General features: G+C 60.7%; 14 protein-coding genes. 8 read left to right on the top strand and 6 right to left on the bottom strand.

All coding sequences use genetic code 11. The annotated features are described in order from the left end of the window. Positions 1 to 144: 144 nt before the first annotated feature. Positions 145 to 1,326, top strand: coding sequence for an NAD(P)/FAD-dependent oxidoreductase (locus tag IB238_RS14420; RefSeq protein ID WP_192248031.1), 1,182 nt, complete (start codon positions 145 to 147; stop codon positions 1,324 to 1,326). A 134-nt stretch (positions 1,327 to 1,460) separates the two neighbouring features. Then, positions 1,461 to 1,694, top strand: coding sequence for a hypothetical protein (locus tag IB238_RS14415; RefSeq protein ID WP_192248028.1), 234 nt, complete (start codon positions 1,461 to 1,463; stop codon positions 1,692 to 1,694). Positions 1,695 to 1,769: 75 nt separating this feature from the next. On the opposite strand, the gene IB238_RS14410 is transcribed toward IB238_RS14415, so the two are convergent. The 3 genes from IB238_RS14410 to aceA all read right to left on the bottom strand — a co-directional run bounded on the left by IB238_RS14410 (position 1,770) and on the right by aceA (position 4,722). Further along, on the bottom strand, positions 1,770 to 2,876 hold the full coding sequence (locus IB238_RS14410) for a LuxR C-terminal-related transcriptional regulator (RefSeq protein WP_192248024.1): 1,107 nt from the start codon (positions 2,874 to 2,876) through the stop codon (positions 1,770 to 1,772). 143 nt (positions 2,877 to 3,019) lie between these two features. Next, on the bottom strand, positions 3,020 to 3,259 hold the full coding sequence (locus IB238_RS14405) for a hypothetical protein (protein ID WP_192248020.1): 240 nt from the start codon (positions 3,257 to 3,259) through the stop codon (positions 3,020 to 3,022). 173 nt (positions 3,260 to 3,432) lie between these two features. Further along, positions 3,433 to 4,722, bottom strand: coding sequence for an isocitrate lyase (aceA, locus tag IB238_RS14400; protein WP_192248018.1), 1,290 nt, complete (start codon positions 4,720 to 4,722; stop codon positions 3,433 to 3,435). A 241-nt stretch (positions 4,723 to 4,963) separates the two neighbouring features. Between aceA and IB238_RS14395 the strand changes: the two genes are divergently transcribed. From IB238_RS14395 to IB238_RS14375, 5 genes are all read left to right on the top strand, one after another. Further along, complete coding sequence (locus IB238_RS14395; protein ID WP_192248015.1) at positions 4,964 to 6,379, top strand: XRE family transcriptional regulator; 1,416 nt, start codon at positions 4,964 to 4,966, stop codon at positions 6,377 to 6,379. A gap of 174 nt (positions 6,380 to 6,553) precedes the next feature. Next, positions 6,554 to 7,660, top strand: coding sequence for a polyamine ABC transporter substrate-binding protein (locus IB238_RS14390; RefSeq protein WP_192248012.1), 1,107 nt, complete (start codon positions 6,554 to 6,556; stop codon positions 7,658 to 7,660). Between the two features lie 78 nt (positions 7,661 to 7,738). After that, complete coding sequence (locus tag IB238_RS14385) at positions 7,739 to 8,878, top strand: ABC transporter ATP-binding protein (RefSeq protein WP_192248009.1); 1,140 nt, start codon at positions 7,739 to 7,741, stop codon at positions 8,876 to 8,878. A 4-nt stretch (positions 8,879 to 8,882) separates the two neighbouring features. Continuing rightward, positions 8,883 to 9,794: an ABC transporter permease subunit gene (locus tag IB238_RS14380; RefSeq protein WP_192248006.1), complete on the top strand. Its 912-nt coding sequence runs from the start codon at positions 8,883 to 8,885 to the stop codon at positions 9,792 to 9,794. Positions 9,795 to 9,796: 2 nt separating this feature from the next. After that, entirely contained in the window at positions 9,797 to 10,615 is an 819-nt protein-coding gene (locus tag IB238_RS14375; protein ID WP_192248003.1) for an ABC transporter permease subunit, read from the top strand. A gap of 68 nt (positions 10,616 to 10,683) precedes the next feature. Here IB238_RS14375 and IB238_RS14370 read toward each other — a convergent pair whose 3' ends face one another. After that, positions 10,684 to 12,519, bottom strand: coding sequence for an AsmA-like C-terminal region-containing protein (locus tag IB238_RS14370; RefSeq protein ID WP_192248000.1), 1,836 nt, complete (start codon positions 12,517 to 12,519; stop codon positions 10,684 to 10,686). Positions 12,520 to 12,698: 179 nt separating this feature from the next. On the opposite strand from IB238_RS14370, the gene IB238_RS14365 reads away from it, so the two are divergent. After that, positions 12,699 to 14,651, top strand: coding sequence for an acetoacetate--CoA ligase (locus IB238_RS14365; RefSeq protein WP_192247997.1), 1,953 nt, complete (start codon positions 12,699 to 12,701; stop codon positions 14,649 to 14,651). Between the two features lie 274 nt (positions 14,652 to 14,925). On the opposite strand, the gene IB238_RS14360 is transcribed toward IB238_RS14365, so the two are convergent. Both IB238_RS14360 and IB238_RS14355 read right to left on the bottom strand, forming a co-directional pair. Continuing rightward, complete coding sequence (locus IB238_RS14360) at positions 14,926 to 16,509, bottom strand: iron ABC transporter permease (protein ID WP_192249635.1); 1,584 nt, start codon at positions 16,507 to 16,509, stop codon at positions 14,926 to 14,928. A 260-nt stretch (positions 16,510 to 16,769) separates the two neighbouring features. Continuing rightward, positions 16,770 to 20,363, bottom strand: a complete 3,594-nt coding sequence (locus tag IB238_RS14355; RefSeq protein WP_192247994.1) for an ATP-binding protein — start codon at positions 20,361 to 20,363, stop codon at positions 16,770 to 16,772. Between the last annotated feature and the right edge of the window lie 112 nt (positions 20,364 to 20,475).

The following is a 20,475-nucleotide window of genomic DNA, read 5'->3' as shown; positions in this document are numbered from 1 at the left end:
GAGTTTATGTATTGGCTAGGGGGGGGAATTGCTGAAAAACAAGTCTTTACGAGCAAAATTCGTCTCGATCAGCGCTGAAATGAAGGACCGGATTGACTTTCATCAACGGGGACGGAATGGAAGGTCAAACAAGGACGATGCGGCGTGATGGATAAAAGGGACGTGGTCATCATCGGTGCCGGTGCTGCCGGTATGATGTGCGCGATCGAGGCGGGCAAACGCGGGCGGCGGGTGGTCGTGATCGACCATGCGAAGGCGCCGGGCGAGAAAATACGCATCTCCGGAGGCGGGCGTTGCAATTTTACCAACATCAACGCCGGGCCGAAGAACTTCCTGTCGCAGAACCCGCATTTCTGCAAGTCGGCGCTGGCCCGCTACACGCCGCGCGACTTCCTCGGCATGGTCGAGAGTCACGGCATCGCCTGGCACGAGAAGACGCTCGGCCAGCTCTTCTGCGATCATTCGGCGAAGGACATCATCGCCATGCTTCTGAAGGAGATGCGTGCGGTCGGCGCAGAATTGCGGCTTGGCACCGAGGTGGTCTCTGTCGATCGGTTGCAGACAGGTTTCCGGGTCGCCACGAGCGATGGTGCGCTGGATACCCAATCGGTTGTGATCGCCACTGGAGGCAAGTCGATCCCGAAGATGGGTGCGACCGGGTTTGCCTATCGCATCGCCGAGCAGTTCGGATTGCGCACCGTCGAGACCCGGCCGGCGCTCGTGCCGCTGACGCTCGATCCACAGTCGCTGGCTGAACACGATGGCATGCCGGGCGTCTCGGTTGAAGTGGTTGCCACCCACGGAAAGGCTGCGTTCCGGGAGGCCATGCTATTCACGCATCGGGGCCTGAGCGGGCCAGCGGTTCTGCAAATCTCCTCCTTTTGGCGGGAGGGCGAGGACATATTGCTACATCTGCAGCCTGACCTGGATGTCGTCGAAACGCTCGCCACAGCGCGCAAGACCAATGGCAGGCAGGCCGTCCAGACGGTGCTGGCAGAGCATATGCCGCGCAAGCTGGCGCAACTGATTGTCAAGCAGGCAGAGGTCGACGGCACATTGGCGGAGCTCTCCGGCCGCAAGATCGAGGCGCTCGCCGAGCACATCCGCCGCTGGCGCGTCCGGCCAGCCGGATCCGAGGGCTACCGTACGGCCGAGGTCACACTCGGCGGCGTGGACACCGACGATCTCGATTCCCGCAGCATGGTGGTGAAGTCCGTTCCCGGCCTTTATTTCATCGGCGAGGCGGTCGACGTGACCGGCTGGCTCGGCGGATACAATTTTCAATGGGCGTGGGCTTCTGGGTATGCGGCTGGCCAGGCCGCCTGATCAGTTCTCGGAAACGATCAGGGCAGCCATGCGAAAGTAGGGCTGGCAATGCTGGTAGTCGGGCTTTACCCTTCGTTAAGAGTTACGGGCCGATCCTGTTTTGAAGTCGGCGTTCCGCCCCAGCCGGACAGTTCATGGAAGGGCCGGAGCAACATGATGTGGGCCGGCTTGGCCGGATCATCCGGGTGCCCGTATCTCGTAAACGGAGTCTCGCCATGCCCGCAGAACACCGCCGCCCCGCCGCCCGTGCCATCGCGATTGCCGCTACCGAGGAAAACCGTCGCCACGCGGTCGGCCTCGCTTTTAATTGCGCCGCTGCCGCCTTGCTCCTGGCCATAGTGGCTGCAACGACCATTGCCTTTTTCTGAGCGACATCTGTTGCCCGGAAACGGTCCCAGGGCCGCCGTTGCGATACGGATGCGTTTGTCGGTCGGTCGCGGACGTCACCGCATCAGCAGTGCGACGAGAGCTGCTTGTGAGTTCACCTGAAGCTTCGCGTAGATGCTTTTGAGATGTGTGCGTACCGTCTCGTAACTGACGCCATCCGCCAGTGCCATTTCCTTCGGGGTAAGACCTGTCAGTAAGCCGGAAGCAATCCGAGTCTCTTTCCGGGTCAGTTTGAAATTTTCCATGAGGCGTTCCTCGCGCACATAGGGGCGAGTTGCTGTCATAGGCTCCACGATGACAGCCACCGTCGGTCCGTTCAGAAGCTCTAGAAATATATCGGACTTCATGCGAATCAATGTCACCCGGTAGAGCGCATCGTCGCTGCCCTTGACCACCGAAACATGCGGCTCGACATGAGCACTGTGACGTGATGTCAAATACTCGAGCCGTTCCGTCATCTCGTTCAATTGAAAACCGAGGCGTCCATTCGCCGTGACGCGAACCGGCGCGCCGCCCGCAATCATTTGCTTCGCGCTTTCGTTCAGGGAGCGGGCGAGGCGATTCTCCGAAACGTAGATCAGTCCGGTTCCGATAGCGTCAAACAATGACAGTCCAGCCCGCCCTGGCCCCAGTGTGACATCGGCCTTGCGCAGGAAATCGGCCATGCGCTTCAAATGGGGAGACAGTGCCGTGTACAGGTCGGCGGCCCGCCTGTTGAGGGCGGTGTCAACCGATGAGGTGCAAGTGGAAAGAACGAAGGTGCGCGTTGGTTCGCGGATCACCGTGACCCCGACGGCGGTTTCGCAGCCCGCCTGCGGTTTCAGCCAATCGTTGTAAAATTCTGTTTTGATCAGGAGGTTGCGCGGCAGAAGGTCTTCGCCAGTCACGCCCCGTCCGACATGGACGAGTGAGGTCCTGGGAATCCAGGGATTAACCGATGCAAAGTGCTTCGTGAACTGATCAATCTCCGAGCTGCTGAAGCCAGACATATAGGGCACACGAGCAATCGGCTCCGTGAAATCGTGATAGTGAAACGCAGCCTTGCCATTCGGAACGGTTGTTGCGAGGCGATCCAGAAATTCTTGCCAACTGCACTCGCCGAAAAGGCAGCCATACACGAGATCCGTCAGCTCAGCCAAATCCGCCGTTTCATTGCACTGCATCGTTCACCTGCCCTAACGTGAGGGCGACTATGGCACAACTATTGCGATAAACAAGTGGGTGGCTAAATTAGCTTATGACGCAAAAAAGGCCGGTCGAACCGGCCTTCTGTTTTGCGTAACTGCTGAAAAGGCTGCCGCGTCTGTCAGCCCCTGCCTTGGGTGACGATCACCGGAATCAGGAGGTCGCCCCAATTGCCGTCGCCGCCGTGGTGGCGAGCGGAGCGGACGAGCTCGACGGACACGCCGGCCTCAACCGCCTTCATGACGGACTGGTTCAGTCGGTGCAGATCGTTCGCTACCATGCGAATTGCCGCTTGCTGATCTGGCGTCATTGCCGAGGATTGTTCCTCCGCGCGTTCCTTGACTCGAGTCTGGACAGTCATGGCATTTCTCCTCTTACGGGGTTCTTGAACTGAAGGTCTCTCCTCCACCCTTCGTCCGCCTGCCTGCGCCTTCATCACTCAGGTTGAGTATCGGCTCGCAACGAGGCGTCGTCCGGGGGTATGCCTCACTCCCCACATGCGGGGAGTGAGTGAAACAAGGGGCGGTTGCCCGATTACTCCGCGGCCGGCCTGAACTGGTCGTGCTCGGTCGATTCCTTCATGGCTGTCGTCGACGACTGCCCGCCGCTGATCGCCATCGAGACCGCGTCGAAATAGCCGGTGCCAACCTCGCGCTGATGCTTGGTCGCGGTGTAGCCGTTCACCTCGGCAGCGAATTCAGCCTGCTGCAACTCCGAATAGGCCGCCATCTGGCGATCCTTGTAGCCGCGGGCCAGTTCGAACATGCCGTAGTTCAGCTGATGGAAGCCGGCGAGCGTGATGAACTGGAACTTGTAGCCCATCGCGCCGAGTTCCTTCTGGTACTTGGCGATCGTTGCGTCATCCAGATTCTTCTTCCAGTTGAACGATGGCGAGCAGTTATAGGCGAGCTTCTTGCCCGGATGCGCCTTGTGGACGGCCTCGGCGAACTTGCGGGCCTGTTCGAGATCGGGCTTGGAGGTCTCCATCCAGATCAGGTCGCAGTAGGGTGCATAGGCGATGGCGCGGGCGATGCAGGGCTCGATGCCGTTCCTCACCTGGTAGAAGCCCTCGGCGGTGCGGCCGGCATCGTAGTCGACGAAGGGGCGGTCGCGCTCGTCGATGTCGGAGGTGAGAAGTTTCGCAGCTTCCGCATCGGTGCGCGCAATGATCAGGGTCGGCGTGCCCATGACGTCAGCGGCGAGGCGTGCAGCACTCAGGTTGCGGATGTGGGCCGCGGTCGGGATCAGGACCTTGCCGCCAAGGTGGCCGCACTTCTTCTCCGATGCAAGCTGGTCCTCGTAGTGGACGCCAGCGGCACCCGCTTCGATGAACGCCTTCATGATCTCGAAAGAGTTGAGCGGTCCCCCGAAGCCGGCTTCAGCGTCGGCGACGATCGGGGCGAACCAGGTCTCGACAGAGAGGCCCTTGCCTTCCTGGGTCTCGATCTGGTCGGCACGCTGCAGCGTGCGGTTGATGCGCTTGGCAAGTTCCGGTGCGGCGTTGGCTGGGTAGAGCGACTGGTCCGGATACATGGCCGATGCCGTGTTCGCATCGGCGGCTACCTGCCAGCCAGAGAGGTAGATCGCCTTCAGGCCGGCGCGGACCATCTGCATGGCCTGGTTGCCGGAAAGCGCGCCGAGCGCGTTGACGAAGCCTTCCTCATGGATGAGCTTCCACAGTCGGTTGGCACCCATTTCGGCAAGTGTATGCTTGATTTGGACGGAGCCGCGCAGACGCTTTACATCCTCCGCCGTATAGGTCCGCTCGATGCCGTCGAAACGGCCCTGCGGTGCGGTCGGAACGAGATTGTAAAAGTCGGTCATTGTGTCTGCCTCCATCGAGTCTGTCATGTGGCTTCACATCCTTGCTCGGTGTGCTTGCCCGTGGTTTCGATGTGGAAAGATTTACATCGCAGCGCACAAGTTCGCGAGAACTATTGATAAATCGCGGCACGCAAACGGGTTATCATGTGTTGCCATTGACAGACTGCTCCTGTAAATTTGTCAAAACTGTAAAAGCGCTTACGCCCTCATTGAAGGCTTCCGCGTGTCAATGGATTGACAAATGGCTGAGAACAAGATCTTCGCGGGCCCGAAGGTTCGCCGTATTCGCAACACGCTCGGCCTGACTCAGACTGCGATGGCGGAGGCACTCTCCATCTCGCCCTCTTATCTCAATCTGATCGAGCGCAACCAGCGTCCGCTGACGGTGCAACTTCTTCTGCGCCTCGCCTCCGTCTACAAGGTCGATCTGGAGGACCTGCAGGGCGAGGCGACCGGCAGCGCCCGGCAATTGCGGGAGGTGTTTGCCGATCCGCTGCTTACGGGCGAACTGCCTGGCGACCAGGAACTGGTCGAGGTCGCTGACGTCGCGCCGAACGTCGCCGGCGGCATTCTCAAGCTCTATCGCGCATACCGCGAACAGGCGTCGCGCCTTACTGATCTCGCGGAGCTTCTGTCCCGCGAGGGGCATGCGACATCGCTTGCCGGGGCGCGCCTGCCTATGGATGAAGTGCGCGAGAAGCTCGAGCAGCGCCCCAACTACTTCGATGGGATCGATGTGGCCGCAGAGCGTTTCCATGAAGCGCTTGCGCCCAGCGACGATCTTCTGGGGGCACTGAAGGCTTGGTTGAAGAAGGAGCATGGCGTTGTTGTGCGCCTCCTGCCAATTCACGCCATGCCGACCTTGCGCCGTCGCTTCGATCGGCATTCCATGCGGCTCTTCCTCTCCGAGCGCCTGTCGATGCATGACCAGTTGCGGGAAATTGCCATGGAGACCGTGCAGATCGTCCTGCAGGATGAGATCATGGCGGAACTCAATGACCTCAAGCTCTTGGGAAACGAGGCGCGCCGCATCGCTCGCTTCGAGTTGGCGCGGTACGCGGCGCATGCCTTGATGATGCCGTATGAGGCGTTTTGCACCGCGGCACAGCGGGCGCGTTTCGATATTGATGTTCTCCGTTCGCGCTTTTCCGTTTCCTATGAGCAGGCGGCAAACCGGCTGACGATGCTGCAGAGGCCAGGACGTTCGGCTATTCCCTTCTTCCTGCTTGAAATCGATAGCGCCGGCCATCGGTTCCGCAGGGCCGGTGCACAGGGGTTTCCGCAGGCGCGCTTCGGCGGCGGCTGTCCGAAGCTCAATATCCATGCTGCTTTTGCCCAGCCAGGGCAGATCCTGACCGATCACGTCGAGATGCCGGACGGTGCGAAATTCCTCGTTGTGTCCAGAACGCTCGAGGGGCCGCAGGCGGCCTTCGGTGAGCGCGTGCGCCGTACGGCGCTGCTGATCGGTTGTGACGCGGGATCGGCCGCAGAAACCGTTTATGGAGAAGCGGGCGGGCAACCTGCATCAATCCCCGTCGGCACCGCCTGCCGGCTTTGCGAGCGGCAGGGATGTTTGGCGCGCGCGGAGCCGCCCGTAACGCGTCCGCTTGGTTTGGACGAGATGGTGACGGGCCTCAGTCTTTTTGATTTCCAGTAAGATTCCGCTTGCTTTCCGCAACGGATGCGATTTCAAATATGATAGGAATGGTCAAAATGTGATACCAATGTCGTGGCAAAGTTTCACATGAGAATGAAGCTTGTCGTGCATGGGAAAAAAAACATAATTGCACATGACCGCCTTTCGGGAACGACAAATAGAAAACTGGGAGCCATGTTCATGAAAACACGTAACCTTTTGGCGACTGTCGCCATTGCGGCCCTGTCTGGTATTGCCGGCTTTCCGGCTATGGCGCAGGAACGGGTCGTGAATGTCTATAACTGGTCAGACTACATCGACGAGTCGATCCTCACAGATTTCACCAACGAAACGGGGATCAAGGTCGTCTACGACGTTTTCGACTCAAACGAGACCGTGGAAGCAAAGCTGCTCACAGGTGGCACGGGCTACGACATCGTTGTTCCGACGAACACCTTCCTGCAGCGCCAGATTGCGGCGGGCGTGTACCAGAAGCTCGACAAGTCGAAGCTGCCGAACCTGAAGAACATGTGGGACATGATCAGCGCGCGCATGGAGCCGTTCGATCCCGGCAACGAGTACTCGATCAACTACATGTGGGGCACCATCGGCATTGGCTACAACAAGGCCAAGGTCAAGGAAGCCCTCGGCACTGACCAGATCGACAGCTGGAACGTGATCTTCGATCCGGCAAATGCTGAAAAGCTCAAGGATTGCGGCATCAACATGCTGGATTCGCCGACGGACATCATCCCTGTCACGCTCGCCTCTCTCGGCCTGAACCCCGACAGCCATGACCCGGCCGATGTCGCCAAGGCCGAGGAAGCGCTGATGAAGATCCGGCCATTCGTGCGCAAGTTCCATTCGTCGGAATTCATCAACGGCCTCGCAAATGGCGATATCTGCATCGCCATCGGCTGGTCGGGCGATATCTTCCAGGGGCGCGACCGGGCTGTGGAAGCCAACAACGGCGTCGACGTGGGTTACGTGATCCCGAAGGAAGGCACGCAGATGTGGTTTGACCAAATGGCCATTCCGGCAGACGCACCGCACGTCGAGGAAGCGCACGAGTTCCTGAACTACATCATGCGTCCGGAAGTGATTGCCAAGGCCTCGACCTACATACATTACGCCAATGGCAATAAGGCCTCGCAGGCCGTTCTCGCTCCGGAAATCGTGAACGATCCGACGATCTATCCGGACGAGGCAACGCTGAAGAAACTCTTCACCAACACGACGCTGGACGCCAAGACGCAGCGTCTGTTCACGCGGACGTGGACGAGGGTCGTGACCGGTCAGTAACCGGTCGAAGAGGGATTGCCCGGAAGCACTTTCCGGGCAATTTCGTTTCGACTGCAAGAAAAAGAGATGGGGACAGCAATGAAATCTCTTGGCAATATCCGTCGTTCCTTCACGCCGTGGGCGGATCCGAGCGAGAAGCCGTTTATAACGTTCCGCAATGTGACGAAAAAGTTCGGCGATTTTGTTGCCGTCGATAATCTGACCCTGAACATTTACAATCGCGAGTTTTTTGCACTGCTCGGAGCATCCGGTTGCGGTAAGTCGACGCTGCTGCGGATGCTTGCAGGCTTCGAGCGCCCGACCTCGGGCGAGATCATCCTCGATGGCCAGGACATTGCCGCGATCCCGCCCTACAAGCGGCCGGTCAATATGATGTTCCAGTCCTATGCGCTGTTTCCGCACATGACGGTGGAAAGCAACATCGCTTTCGGCCTCAGGCAGGACGGCATGCCCAAGCCCGAGATCGCCGCACGCGTCGCGCAGATGCTGAAGCTGGTCAAGCTCGAACAGTTCGCGAAACGGAAGCCCCAGCAGCTCTCCGGCGGCCAACGCCAGCGCGTGGCGCTGGCGCGATCGCTCGCGAAACGGCCGAAGGTTCTGCTGCTTGATGAACCGCTCGGCGCGCTCGACAAGAAGCTGCGGGAAGAAACGCAGTTCGAGTTGATGGACCTGCAGCAGGAGCTTGGCCTGACCTTCGTCGTCGTCACGCACGACCAGGAAGAAGCGATGACAATGGCCGACCGGATCGCGGTGATGAGCCACGGTAAGGTCATTCAGGTCGCAACGCCTGCGGAAATTTATGAAGCGCCGAATTCGCGCTTCGTTGCCGACTTCATCGGCGACGTGAACATCCTGGAGGGCAAGGTCAAGACGACTGGAAATGGCAGGATCGAGATCGCCGATGCCGACTTCACGGTTCGCGCGGTGAGCGAGGCCGCACCCGCTGCCGGGGCAGATGCGGCATTTGTCATTCGCCCGGAAAAGCTGAAAATCAGCCGTACGGCACCTGCAGATCCGACGGTCAATACCTCCGAAGGCGAGGTCTGGGACATCGGCTACCTGGGTGACATGACCGTGCTGCGCATAAAGCTGCCGAGCGGCAAGGTCATAAAGACCTCAATGCTCAATGCGCAGCGCGAGGTGGAAAATCCGATCGGCTATGACGAGAAAGTCTGGGTCTCCTTCGGCGAGACTGCCGGCGTTGTCCTGAGGGATTGAAACCATGACCAAGCTCGGCTCCGCCATCTTCCGCCGCCTGGTCATCATTATCCCTTATGCCTGGCTGCTGTTCTTCTTCCTGGTCCCGTTCGCCATCGTTTTCCGCATCTCGCTTTCGACGACCGCGGTTGCCCAACCTCCTTACGAACCGGTCTTTTCCCTGTCCGACGGTCTTGCCGGCATCTGGGCAAGCCTTCAGCAACTGAGCTTCGACAACTTCATCTGGCTGACGGAAGACGCGCTCTACATGAACGCATATCTGTCGAGCCTGAAGATCGCGATCATATCCACGTTCCTGACGCTACTGATCGCCTATCCGATCGCCTACGGCATGGCGCAGGCCCCGCGCACCTGGCGTCCAACGCTGCTGATGCTCGTGATCCTGCCATTTTGGACAAGCTTCCTGATCCGCGTCTACGCCTGGATCGCGATCCTCAAGCCGGAGGGGTTGCTCAACCAGTTCCTGCTGGCGGTCGGCGTGATCGACGATCCATTGATCATTCTCAATACGAACACAGCGGTCTACATCGGCATCGTCTATTCCTATCTGCCCTTCATGGTTCTGCCGATCTATTCGGCCCTGGAGAAGATGGACCATTCGCTGATCGAGGCCGCGCAAGACCTCGGCTGCCCGCCCATCACGGCCTTCTGGAAGGTAACGTTTCCATTGTCGCTTGCGGGCGTCGTGGCGGGCTGCATGCTCGTCTTCATTCCAGCCGTGGGCGAGTTCGTCATCCCCGACCTGCTTGGCGGCTCGCAAACGCTGATGATCGGCAAGACGTTGTGGACCGAGTTCAACGCCAACCGTGACTGGCCGGTCTCGGCAGCGGTGGCGACCGTTCTCCTGCTGATCCTTGTCGTCCCGATCGTCTTTTTCCAGAACATGCAGGCGAAAGCCGACGAGCAGGGGAGATAATCATGACAAGATGGTCCCGCTTCAACATTGCCTCTGTCGTTCTCGGTTTTGCGTTTCTGTACCTGCCTATCATTCTGCTGGTTGTCTATTCGTTCAACGAGTCCAAGCTCGTCACTGTCTGGGCCGGGTTCTCGACGAAATGGTACGTGGCGCTGTTCCACAATCAGGGTCTGCTCGATGCCGCGTGGGTGACGATACGCGTCGGTCTGATTTCCGCGACGGTTGCAACTGTGCTCGGCACCCTGGCGGCGATAGCACTCGTTCGCTACACGCGCTTTCGTGGTCGCCTTCTCTTCTCAGGCATGGTCTACGCGCCGCTTGTCATGCCCGAGGTCATCACCGGTCTTTCACTGCTGTTGTTGTTCGTTGCGATCGGTCTCGATCGCGGCTTCTGGACGCTGACGCTGGCGCACATCACCTTCACGATGTGTTTCGTTGCCGTTGTCGTCCAGTCGCGTCTGCTCTCCTTTGATCAATCGATCGAGGAGGCAGCGCTTGATCTCGGCGCAACGCCGCTTCGGACGTTCTTTGAAGTGACGTTGCCGATTATTGCGCCCGCCGTGTTTTCCGGCTGGGTCCTGGCCTTCACCCTGTCGCTTGACGACCTGGTGACCTCGAGCTTCACCACCGGACCTGGAGCAACCACGCTGCCGATGAAAATCTACAGCCAGGTGCGCCTTGGCGTTACGCCGGAGATCAACGCCGCCTGTACGATCCTCATCGGGTTCGTGACGATCGGTGTGATCATTGCCTCGATCACGACCAAACGCCGTGAACTGCAGCGTCAACGAGACGAGCAGGCGGCTTTCGCCGGTCGCTAGTTCGGGCGGGAGCGAGCTTCAACTTAAGAACAGTGACTGGCGGTCCAATCGACCGCCAGTCACCGCCTTCAATTCGCAGGGCTCTGCAGCAGGATACCTACTGGTGAGATGGCCAGTTTGGGCCAGGAACCGCCGACGAGGAAGTTGACGGCGGGCTTGACGATCGCCGCATCTGGCGGGGTGCTATCGGCAAGCGAGCCGGCGAGCGCGACGTTGCCGTCGCGGTAAGGGACTATTCCAGAAATCGACAGCGTTTTCTCCGCTCCCTCGAATATCGCCTTGCTGAGTTCCGCGATGCCACGATCCACGTGCCCTTCGAGGGTGGCGGTGGCAAACTCGAACGATCCGCCGGACGTTTCCTCCAACTTGAAGACGGTCTCGCCCTGTGCACGCTGCTCGAAGGCAGGGAGATCGAAATTCGTGACTGATCCGTCTTGAAAACTGAGCCTGAAGGTTCCGGTTACATCCGCCTTGTTAAGTCGCTGTAGGCGTTGGTCTGTGAAAAGGTCGATGTCGGCTGCGCCCCGTCCGGTCGGCAGCGGTCCAGTGAGGCCCGACAGACTGACAAGTTCGCCGAGATCGACGTCCCGGAGCGACAGCCGAAGTTCGCCGTCCTGCTTAAGCTCCTGATTTCTCGCCGCTATCCGACCGCTGATATTTCCACCCAGCAACGTCCCGTCGCCGATGTCGAGCGATGCTTCGCCATCCACTGAGCGGATGCCTGCGGCGAAATCCGTTAGCAACAGCGGCTCGAACGTGGCCTCCTTCGCGGAAATGCGCATGTCAAGGTCAATGCCCTTGGCTGCCACGACCGACAATGGAAGCGAGCCATCGTCTTCACGAGCGAGTGGTGCGTAAGCATCAATCATGGACAACAGGTCGATTTGGTCGAACGCAAGCGTTCCTGCGATGCTGGGGGTGTCGCGTGGCGGAATACTAATGTCGAGGACGCCGGTCGCATTCGAACCCTGGATCGTCAGGGCGAGATTGTCGAGGCGCGCCGCATGGCCGCTGGTTGTGACCGTGCCCTCGAGGGCTACGCTGCCTATCCTGCTCCCAGGCGTAAAACTTGTCCCGCGCCACGCGAGGAGATCGCCGAACGAGGGGGTGCCAATCCTGATCTTGCCGGTGGTGAAGGCGCCTTTCGAGAGATTTGCCGTACCTTCGAAATCGATCGTCAGCGGGTCGGAGGCAAGCGAAGTGCGAACTGCCGCATCCCGTCCGTCGAGCAGGTTCATCGGTTCATCTGTCGTGAACGTCCATGTGGCGGCCTCACCATTGAGGACCCCCTGTAGTGAGATCTCGAGATCCGAGGATGCGTTTGGCCAGGCGACGCTGCCTTCGACGTTCGCAATGTTGTAGCGCTCGTACCTCGTGAGATCGTCGACGACTACCGTGCCGTCGCGAATGACCACAGTGCCGAAATCGGGCGGAGTGTCGATACGCTGCTGCTTGCTCTGCGTCTCCGTAAGTTCTCCTTCGAGCGTGCTGCCAGCGCGCCAGTTCAGCGCGCCGTCTTCATAGCGGCGGAAATGGAAGGTTGGCCTGATCATCTCGATGTCACCAAGATCGGGGGCGCCAAACAGGTAGCCGATCAGGCTGATGCTGGCGGAGATACGCTCCGCGGTGACAAGATCCGCATCTTCGCCGCTCCCTCCATCAGAATTGCGCAGTCGCACGTGTTCGAATCCGATCTCGGGATATGGCCAGACGGTAAAGCTCGGCGTGCCGGAGAAGCTCATCTGCGTATCCATCCAGCCTGAAAGCTTGGCTTCGATCTCGCGCTCCACACGATCGGTCGAAACAAGGAATGGGCCCGCGAGACGCAGGATCAGCGCGAGAGCGGCCATTGCCGCGAAGAGCCGCAGCAGATTTCTCGGATGAACCAAGTTGAAGGACCCCATTGCGGTGACTGCCATTGACGATGGGGCGCGCCCCGCCCGGCTAAGGGGGATAGGCTTTCGGGCCCGGGAAATCAAATGGGGCAGAGATGAAAATGCCGCTTATGCACGCGCTTGCGGTTCTGCTCGCTTTATACTGCGGCGCAAAATGATATAGAGGCATCAATGGAGTGGAGGAAGCAATGAACCCTGAAATGCCGCTTTGGGAGCCGTCGCGCGAGGTGCTGGAAAAGAGCCCGATGGCTCTCTTCATGAGGGCCTGTGGGGTGCGCGCCGGACGCAAGTTCGACGGATACGACGCATTCCACGCCTGGTCGGTTGATGACCGCGGCGCGTTTTGGTCAGCCGTCTGGGAGGATTGCCATGTCATCGGCGATCGCGGCGAGCGGGCGCTCATCAATGATGACAGGATGCTGACTTCCCGCTACTTCCCCGATGCGACCTTGAACTTTGCGGAAAACCTGCTCCGCAATACGGGGCGCGACGATGCGCTGATCTTCCGCGGGGAGGACAAGGCCGCCTATCGCTGGAGCTGGGATGAGTTGCATGCGCAGGTCTCGCGGCTGCAGCAGGCCTTCACCGCTATGGGAATCGGGGAAGGCGATCGGATTGCGGCGATGATGCCGAACATGCCCGAGACGATCGCCTGCATGCTCGCCGCCGCGTCCATCGGTGCCATCTGGTCGTCCTGCTCTCCAGATTTCGGTGAACAAGGCGTCCTGGATCGTTTTGGCCAGATCGAGCCGAAGCTTTTCATCGCCTGCGACGGCTACTGGTACAACGGCAAGCTCCAGGACGTTGGTGCCAAGATCAAGGCCGTTTCCGCGAAACTGAACGTACCGGTGCTCGTCATGCCTTATGCCGGCGATGCCGTCGCGGTCGCGGCTTCGGTCGGAAACGGCAAGACGCTTGCTGATTTTGTCGCTCCTTTTGCTGCTGCGCCCGTAACCTTCTGCCGCCTGCCATTTAGCCACCCCCTCTACATCCTCTTTTCCTCCGGAACGACGGGGGTTCCCAAGTGCATCGTTCATTCGGCCGGCGGCACATTGTTGCAGCACCTGAAGGAACATCGGTACCACTGCGGCCTGACAGATGGTGAACGGCTCTTCTATTTCACCACCTGCGGCTGGATGATGTGGAACTGGCTGGCCTCTGGGCTTGCCGTCGGCGCCACGCTCTGCCTCTACGACGGTTCGCCATTCCATCCCGACGGAAACGTGTTGTTCGACTATGCCGCTGACGAAGGTTTTGCCGTGTTCGGCACGTCGGCCAAATACATCGACGCTCTGAGGAAGAGCGGACTGACGCCGCACAACAGCCATGATCTATCCAAGCTTCGCCTGTTGACTTCGACCGGCTCGCCACTGTCGCCGGAGGGGTTCAGCTTCGTCTACGAGGGGATCAAACCGGACGTGCAGCTTGCCTCGATTTCCGGCGGCACCGACATCGTCTCCTGTTTCGTGCTCGGCGTACCGCTCAAGCCCGTCTGGCGCGGCGAGATCCAGGGGCCGGGTCTTGGCCTTGCCATCGATGTCTGGAACGAGGAGGGCCAGCCGGTCCGCCAGGAGAAAGGCGAACTCGTCTGCACTAGGGCGTTCCCGTCGATGCCGGTGATGTTCTGGAACGATCCGGATGGTGCGAAGTACCGCGCGGCCTATTTTGAGCGCTTCGACAACGTCTGGTGCCACGGCGACTTCGCCGAAAGGACCGAACACGGCGGCATCGTCATCCACGGGCGTTCGGATGCGACGCTGAACCCCGGCGGGGTGCGGATCGGAACGGCCGAGATCTACAATCAGGTCGAGCAGATGGAAGAAGTGCTCGAGGCGCTGTGCATCGGTCAGGACTGGGATGACGACGTGCGTGTCGTCCTGTTCGTGCGACTGGCACCCGGATCGGTTCTCGATGAGGCTCTGGAGAAGGCGATCAAGACCCGGATTCGCACTGGCGCCTCGCCGCGTCACGTGCCGGCGAAGATCGTCGCGGTGGCCGACATCCCCCGGACAAAGTCAGGCAAGATCGTCGAGCTCGCCGTGCGCGAGGTCGTCCACGGGCGGCCGGTCAAGAACAAGGAGGCACTCGCAAATCCGGAAGCCCTGGAACTCTTCGCCAACCTTGCGGCGCTCAAGATCTAACGGGTTCCGGGATCGGGCAAACCTCTGGCGACGTTAACGATTTCAAACCGCCCGGATTAACCAACTTCAACAAGAAGTGAATGGTGCCGGCGGCTTGCTGATCGCGAGGTAAGGATTTGTTAAGGCCCGGACGGCCATGGTCTACCTGACTTGAGCACGTCCAATGTGAGGACGGTTTCGGCGGCCCAGCCGCCTTCATGGCATGACGTCGTTTCCTGACGCTTTAGTTGGACAGCATCTAATTGTTGTGGGCGACCGAAAGGTCGCCCTCTTTTTATCGACCGTCGTTGTCGGCGCTCAGTGAGCGCGACACCAGGAATACGGGCACAAGTCCAGCCGCGACGATGATGATCGCTGCAACCGACGCATCCTCCACCTTTGCCCGCGAGGCATCCTCGTAGACGAGTGTCGCCAGCGTATTGAAATTGAAGGGCCGCAACATGATCGTTGCCGACAGTTCCTTCATTGCTTCGATGAAAACGAGCAATGCTGCCGTCAGCGTCGCCGGCCGCATCATTGGCAGCAAGACGGAACGGAAAGCCTGCGCGCTTGTCCGGCCCAAGGTTCGCGCGGCCATGTCGAGGTGTGGGGAGAGCTTGTGGAAGCCGGCGTCGATCGTCCCCTCGGCCATGGTGAGAAAACGAACGGTACAGGCATAGATGATGGCGAATCCGCTGCCGGAAAGCAGCAGCCCTGTCGAGAAGCCGAACCAGTCGCGCGTCAGCGCAGAGATGCCGTTATCAAACCGCGCAAGCGGGATGAGCACGCCCATGGCGAGCACGGTTCCCGGCACGCCGTATCCGAACGAGGCGAGGCGCCCGGCGATCGTTGTGAGCGGAGATCGCGCCGCGCGCGCCGCATAGGCGAGCAGAAAGGCGAGCAGGACTGCGACGCATGCGGTTGAAAATGAGATCAGCACGCTGTGCCAGAGTGCCGACAGGAGGCGGAGCGAGGCGAACTGATCCAGTCGCTTTATGGCATAGGAGCCGAGGACGAGAACCGGAATCGCAAAACCGAACAGTGGTGGAAGCAGGCAGGCGATCATGGCGGCCCATCGCTTCCAGCCAAGAAGGTTCAGCCGGATCGAGTCGGCGACCGCGGCTGTCGTCTTGCTGCTGGTGAAGCGTTGACTGCGGCGTGCGGCGCGCTCGATGAAAAGCAGGGCGGCGACGAAGACGAGCATAACGCAGGCAATCTGCGCGGCACCGGCAAGGCTGCCGCGATTGAGCCAGGTGTCGAATATCGAAAAGGTGAGCGTCTGCACGCCGAGGTATTCGACGGCGCCGATGTCGTTGAGCGTTTCCATGGAAACGAGCGTCAGGCCGACCATGATAGCCGGACGGGCCATCGGGATCTGCACCTTGGCGAAGACGGCGAGGGGGCTGGCTCCGAGCGTGCGCGCAACATCGGCGGCGGCGCGCCCCTGCATCAGGAACATCGCCCGCGCGGCGAGGTAGATGTAGGGGTAAAGCACGCACCCGAGGACCAGCACGGCCCCACCGGTCGTTCGGATCTCTGGGAACCAGTAATCCCGACTGGTCGTGAAGCCGAAAATGGAGCGCAAGGCGGTCTGCACCGGGCCGGTGTAGTCCAGGAACTCGCCGAAGGCGTATGCGGAAAGATAGGACGGTATCGCCAACGGTAGTACGAGGAACACCGAGAGCAGGCGGCGCAACGGAAACTCGCAACTGGCCGTGAGCCATGCCGTTATCACGCCGGTCACCGCGGTCGCGGCCGCGACGCCGGCAAGGAGCAGCAATGTTCGCAGGGTCGCGCGCGGCAGGACATTGTTGAAGAGGTGTGGCCAGTCGCTGCCCGAACCGCCAGATGCGATCAGGACGATTGCGATGATCGGCATGAGCACGATGAGGGAGGTGAAGAGCGCCGCGCCGACCAAAGTGCGATGCGCATTTGCACCTGGCCTGTTGCGATCCTTTACCAGGGCGAGACGAGCAAATACTTGCAACGCTATCTTCCTTGTGTGCGGCTTTCCGTGGCCTTCAACCGCGCCAAGGCGGGCGGCCTACGGCGTCGGCTGGCACGGCGCGCCGCCTGCATTCGGGATCCCCGATCAAAGGCTGGCGTGTTCCATGCGCGCCCTGAAGTAGCGCAATTGTCTCAGACTGCCAACACGCGCGGCGAGGGAAAGGTAACCTCGACGAGCGTGCCCTCGTTCGGGCTGGAACTGATGGAGAAGTTCGCACGGTTTGCATCGACCATCGCCTTGGTCAGCGGAAGGCCGAGCCCGGTACCGTCGCCACGCTTGCGCGGTCCCGTTGTCACCTGCCGGAACGGCTTCATGGCCTGCTCCAGTTCACTCCGCGTCATACCGACGCCGGTATCGCGGATGCGAAGCACGACGCTGCCGTTGGTCTCATAGGACGTCGATACGACGATCTGGCCGCCGGACGGCGTGAAGCGGATCGCATTCGACAGGATGTTGAGCGCGATCTGCTTGATCGAACGCAGATCGGCAACGACCGGAGGAACAGCCGTCGAAAGCGACGTCCGAATGATGACGCGCTGGCCATTCGCCTGGGGCTGCACCAGCGATACCGCTTCAGAAACGGTCTCGTTCAGGCCGACGGCGGTAAAATCGAGTTCCATCTCCCCGGCCTCGATCTTGGAGATGTCCAGAAGATCGTTGACGATGTCGAGCACGTGCCGGCCCGACCGGCCGATATCGTTGGCGTATTCCACGTAGCGCGGATGGCCGATCGGACCGAAGCGCTCGCTGGCCATCATGTCGGAGAAGCCGATGATCGCGTTCAGCGGCGTGCGGATTTCATGGCTCACGCGGGCGAGAAACTCGCTTTTGTGGGCGTTGGCAGTTTCCGCCGCCCGTTTAGCGTTGCGTAACTCTTCCTCGGTGCGCTTCCACTGTGTGATATCACGAATGACGGCGCAGAAGCCGCTCGTCGAGGAAAGTCGCCCCATCGTCATGAAGAGCGGAATGAAGCCGCCCGAGGCCTCGCGGCCGATAACTTCCCGCCCGTCGTTCAGTACGCTCGCCACCCCGTGGCCGGAAAGGCCGGCCAGATAGTCGAGCACCGCTCTCTGGCTCTCGTGGGCGAAGAGCATGGCGAAGGGTCTTCCGCGGATCTCGTCGTCGTCATAGTTGAAAAGCGCGCTGGCAGAGCGGTTGATCGAGCGGATTTCGCCTTCGTGTCCGACGATGACAACGCCATCCGTTGCGGTCTCCAGTATCGAACGCAGTTCGGTTGCCTCGTCGCGCAGCGCCTCCATCTCGTCATGGTCGGAGGATTGCGTCAAAGGCTCGATCGCCTTGGCGGAGGCATCCGTGGAGCGCTTGGCAGCGGCCGTCGGCAGGATGGCCATCATCAAGGCCGTGCCGTCTTCCCAGCGCACGGATTGCAGCCGGGCATTGACGGGCAAGGTGCTCTCGCCGTCGGCGTGACGAAGCAACATCGTTCCGGAATGCTCCCCGTCTTCCGATTCCGGCTGGTCGAGCAGCACGTCCAGGCCGCCAGCCCGCTCGAGTTCTGCAAGCGAAAAGAAGCCGGTGAGGGTCAGAAACTCCGGGTTTGCGTGGATCAGCCGATCCCCTGCATGTATCAGCAGCGCGACCGGGAGCGTGTCGACCATCGAAGCGGTCAGGCCGTAATCCATCGCTGTGCGCGGCGGTGTTATCGTCGCGGGCTTCGGGGAAATATCATTCGCGTGCTCGCCGACCTCGAGGCCAGGCATCTCGTCCTGGTCGTCTACTGTCTTGCCTGCAGATGAAACTGATGTTGCCGCGCCCGTTTCGTCATCAAGCCTTGCGCCGCCGACGAGGTCGTCGTCCTTGCGCTCGATCGATAGGGGGGCAGTGCTTTCGCTTTCGACCAGCGGCTGGGTTTCGGCCTCGCTGGAGGCTGCAGGCTTGTCTTCCGGCTTGCGCTTGCCGAAGCTCTCGCCGAGCTGTCGGGCAATCTCCCGGAACGCCGCCTGTTCGCCGCTGGAAAGCGTGCCGGAGTGGCCGCGCCGGTCATCCAGTTGGACGATCTTTTCGGAATGCCGTCTTCCACGCGTCTCCACCAGCCGCAGTGCAGGGCGTTCGCCGCGGAACTCGTCTTCCGGTTCGGGTGTGCCGTGGCCGCTCAGCAGGCTTTCCGGCGATGCCTCGGATGCTTCGGGCGGCCCGTCTGCTTCTTCTTCCGCGAGCAATTCGTCCAGTAGCGATGGTGGCGTCACAGCCGCCTCGTGCCCGTCCTGTTCCTCGGCCTCCGGCAAAGCTTCGACATCGATTGTTGTTGTATCCGCCGGCGCACCGATCTCCGAACCAGTCGCGACAGACTCACGTTCTATGGTCTGTGCGGGCTCTGCAAGTTTCAGGCCGCGGCCATGCGAATCTTCGACGGCGTCCGTCGTGCGCACAATGCCGAAGCCGCGAAAGCCGTCAAACTCGCGATCGCGCGAATATGTCGGAAGGGCTGCAAGATCGACCGGCACGACCAGGTTCGTCCCTTCGACCGGCCAATGGATCGTCTTCCCCGACCAGGTATCGCGCCGGCGCAGCAGTTCGGTGATGGTGCCATCGGTATCGAAGTCGAAACGGTGCGCAACGTCGACAAAGGGCTGGCCGGTCACCGCAGCCGCACGCGGACCAACCGCCTGGGCGAACTCTTCGGAAATTTCGCTGAAAATACCGTCGGCGTCGATCTTCCAGACGAAGCGCACGGGGCGGGCCGCGGGATTGAAGACGAACGGGGTCTCTTCTGACTCTATTGCTGCGGGAGGTTGCGCCGACTGCGGTTCGGCAGCGACCTCGATGCTTTCATCATCTGCGGCCGACGCAGAATCAGCCTGCGCATCGGGCGCGGTCTGAGCCTCAATTGACTGCGCGCTCGAAGAAACCCCTTCCGGCTCTGGTGATGAAATGGAGATCGCACCCTCCAGCAGTGCCTCCTCAGCAGACTGTGAGGTTGTCGGAGCCGGAGGTTCGGCAGCGATCACCGCTGTCGCTTCAGCCAGTTGACCAGCAGTGTCCTCGTCCTGCGTTCCCGTCGGGCTCGCTGCGATCTCTTCCTGATCCGCATCCAGGTGCCCGAGGATCGTTTCCACAGCGAACAGGAGGTTGAGCGCAGGTTCCAGCGAAACCCGACCGAGCGCTGCGGGGAGCAACCCCTTGCCGGTGGGAATGGGCCGCTTTACCAGCCCGTCGCTTTCGCGGCGTGCTGTTTCGATCATCCGTCGGCGTGCATCCTCGCTGATGCCGAGGCCGGCAAAGCCGGGGGAGGCGGCGACGATAGCGCCTTCGCCGTCGAGCACCGCCATGTGCGTGTCCGGATCGTCGAAGCCGGCAAGCATCGACGCAGCGCGTGCAGCCGCGGACTCGTCCTTCTGCGCGACCGGCGTGCTGAACAGGATGGCGTCTTGCCAGGGCGCGAGCGCGATGCGCTCGATATGGGCGCTGACCGGCAGACCTCTGAAGCCGGAGCCGATGCGAAGCAACAAGTCCCGCCCCAGGCCCTTGTGGGGAAGTTGACGTGCAGCAGCAGCAAGCTGACGAAAGACGACGTCCACAGGCGTCGGTGCATCGAGGAAGTCGTAGATCGAGGCATAGCCAAAAAGGGCGGCCCCGCGTCCGTTCGCCCACAGCACACTCTTCATGTCTGTCGAAAACAGCACCACAGCTTCGCCACGGGCGAACGGCAGGCGCACCCGTTCGTGAACGGCGACATCTATAAAGGGGTACTGATGAGCGGACATCGGCAGCCTGTCATGGGTTCCCAGCGGCTCCCGCCGCACGCTTAACGCTTTATTAATAGCGACCCGGTTTCGGCCGGTCCAGCGTTGCCCCCTGAGACCCCAGCTCTTTTGG

This window comes from Rhizobium sp. ARZ01 (genome assembly GCF_014851675.1).
Classification (GTDB): domain Bacteria; phylum Pseudomonadota; class Alphaproteobacteria; order Rhizobiales; family Rhizobiaceae; genus Mycoplana.
Note: the sequence above shows the minus strand (reverse complement) of the source record. Positions and strands in the feature narration are given on the sequence as shown.

Excerpts from the sequence above, each read along its gene's own strand:
- IB238_RS14415 (WP_192248028.1), top strand. The coding sequence starts at position 1,461 with ATGGAAGGGCCGGAGCAACATGATGTGGGCCGGCTTGGCCGGATCATC.
- IB238_RS14365 (WP_192247997.1), top strand. The coding sequence starts at position 12,699 with ATGAACCCTGAAATGCCGCTTTGGGAGCCGTCGCGCGAGGTGCTGGAA.
- IB238_RS14385 (WP_192248009.1), top strand. The coding sequence starts at position 7,739 with ATGAAATCTCTTGGCAATATCCGTCGTTCCTTCACGCCGTGGGCGGAT.
- IB238_RS14390 (WP_192248012.1), top strand. The coding sequence starts at position 6,554 with ATGTTCATGAAAACACGTAACCTTTTGGCGACTGTCGCCATTGCGGCC.
- IB238_RS14395 (WP_192248015.1), top strand. The coding sequence starts at position 4,964 with ATGGCTGAGAACAAGATCTTCGCGGGCCCGAAGGTTCGCCGTATTCGC.
- IB238_RS14370 (WP_192248000.1), bottom strand. The coding sequence starts at position 12,519 with ATGGGGTCCTTCAACTTGGTTCATCCGAGAAATCTGCTGCGGCTCTTC.
- IB238_RS14360 (WP_192249635.1), bottom strand. The coding sequence starts at position 16,509 with ATGCCGATCATCGCAATCGTCCTGATCGCATCTGGCGGTTCGGGCAGC.
- aceA (WP_192248018.1), bottom strand. The coding sequence starts at position 4,722 with ATGACCGACTTTTACAATCTCGTTCCGACCGCACCGCAGGGCCGTTTC.
- IB238_RS14405 (WP_192248020.1), bottom strand. The coding sequence starts at position 3,259 with ATGACTGTCCAGACTCGAGTCAAGGAACGCGCGGAGGAACAATCCTCG.
- IB238_RS14410 (WP_192248024.1), bottom strand. The coding sequence starts at position 2,876 with ATGCAGTGCAATGAAACGGCGGATTTGGCTGAGCTGACGGATCTCGTG.
- IB238_RS14380 (WP_192248006.1), top strand. The coding sequence starts at position 8,883 with ATGACCAAGCTCGGCTCCGCCATCTTCCGCCGCCTGGTCATCATTATC.
- IB238_RS14375 (WP_192248003.1), top strand. The coding sequence starts at position 9,797 with ATGACAAGATGGTCCCGCTTCAACATTGCCTCTGTCGTTCTCGGTTTT.
- IB238_RS14355 (WP_192247994.1), bottom strand. The coding sequence starts at position 20,363 with ATGTCCGCTCATCAGTACCCCTTTATAGATGTCGCCGTTCACGAACGG.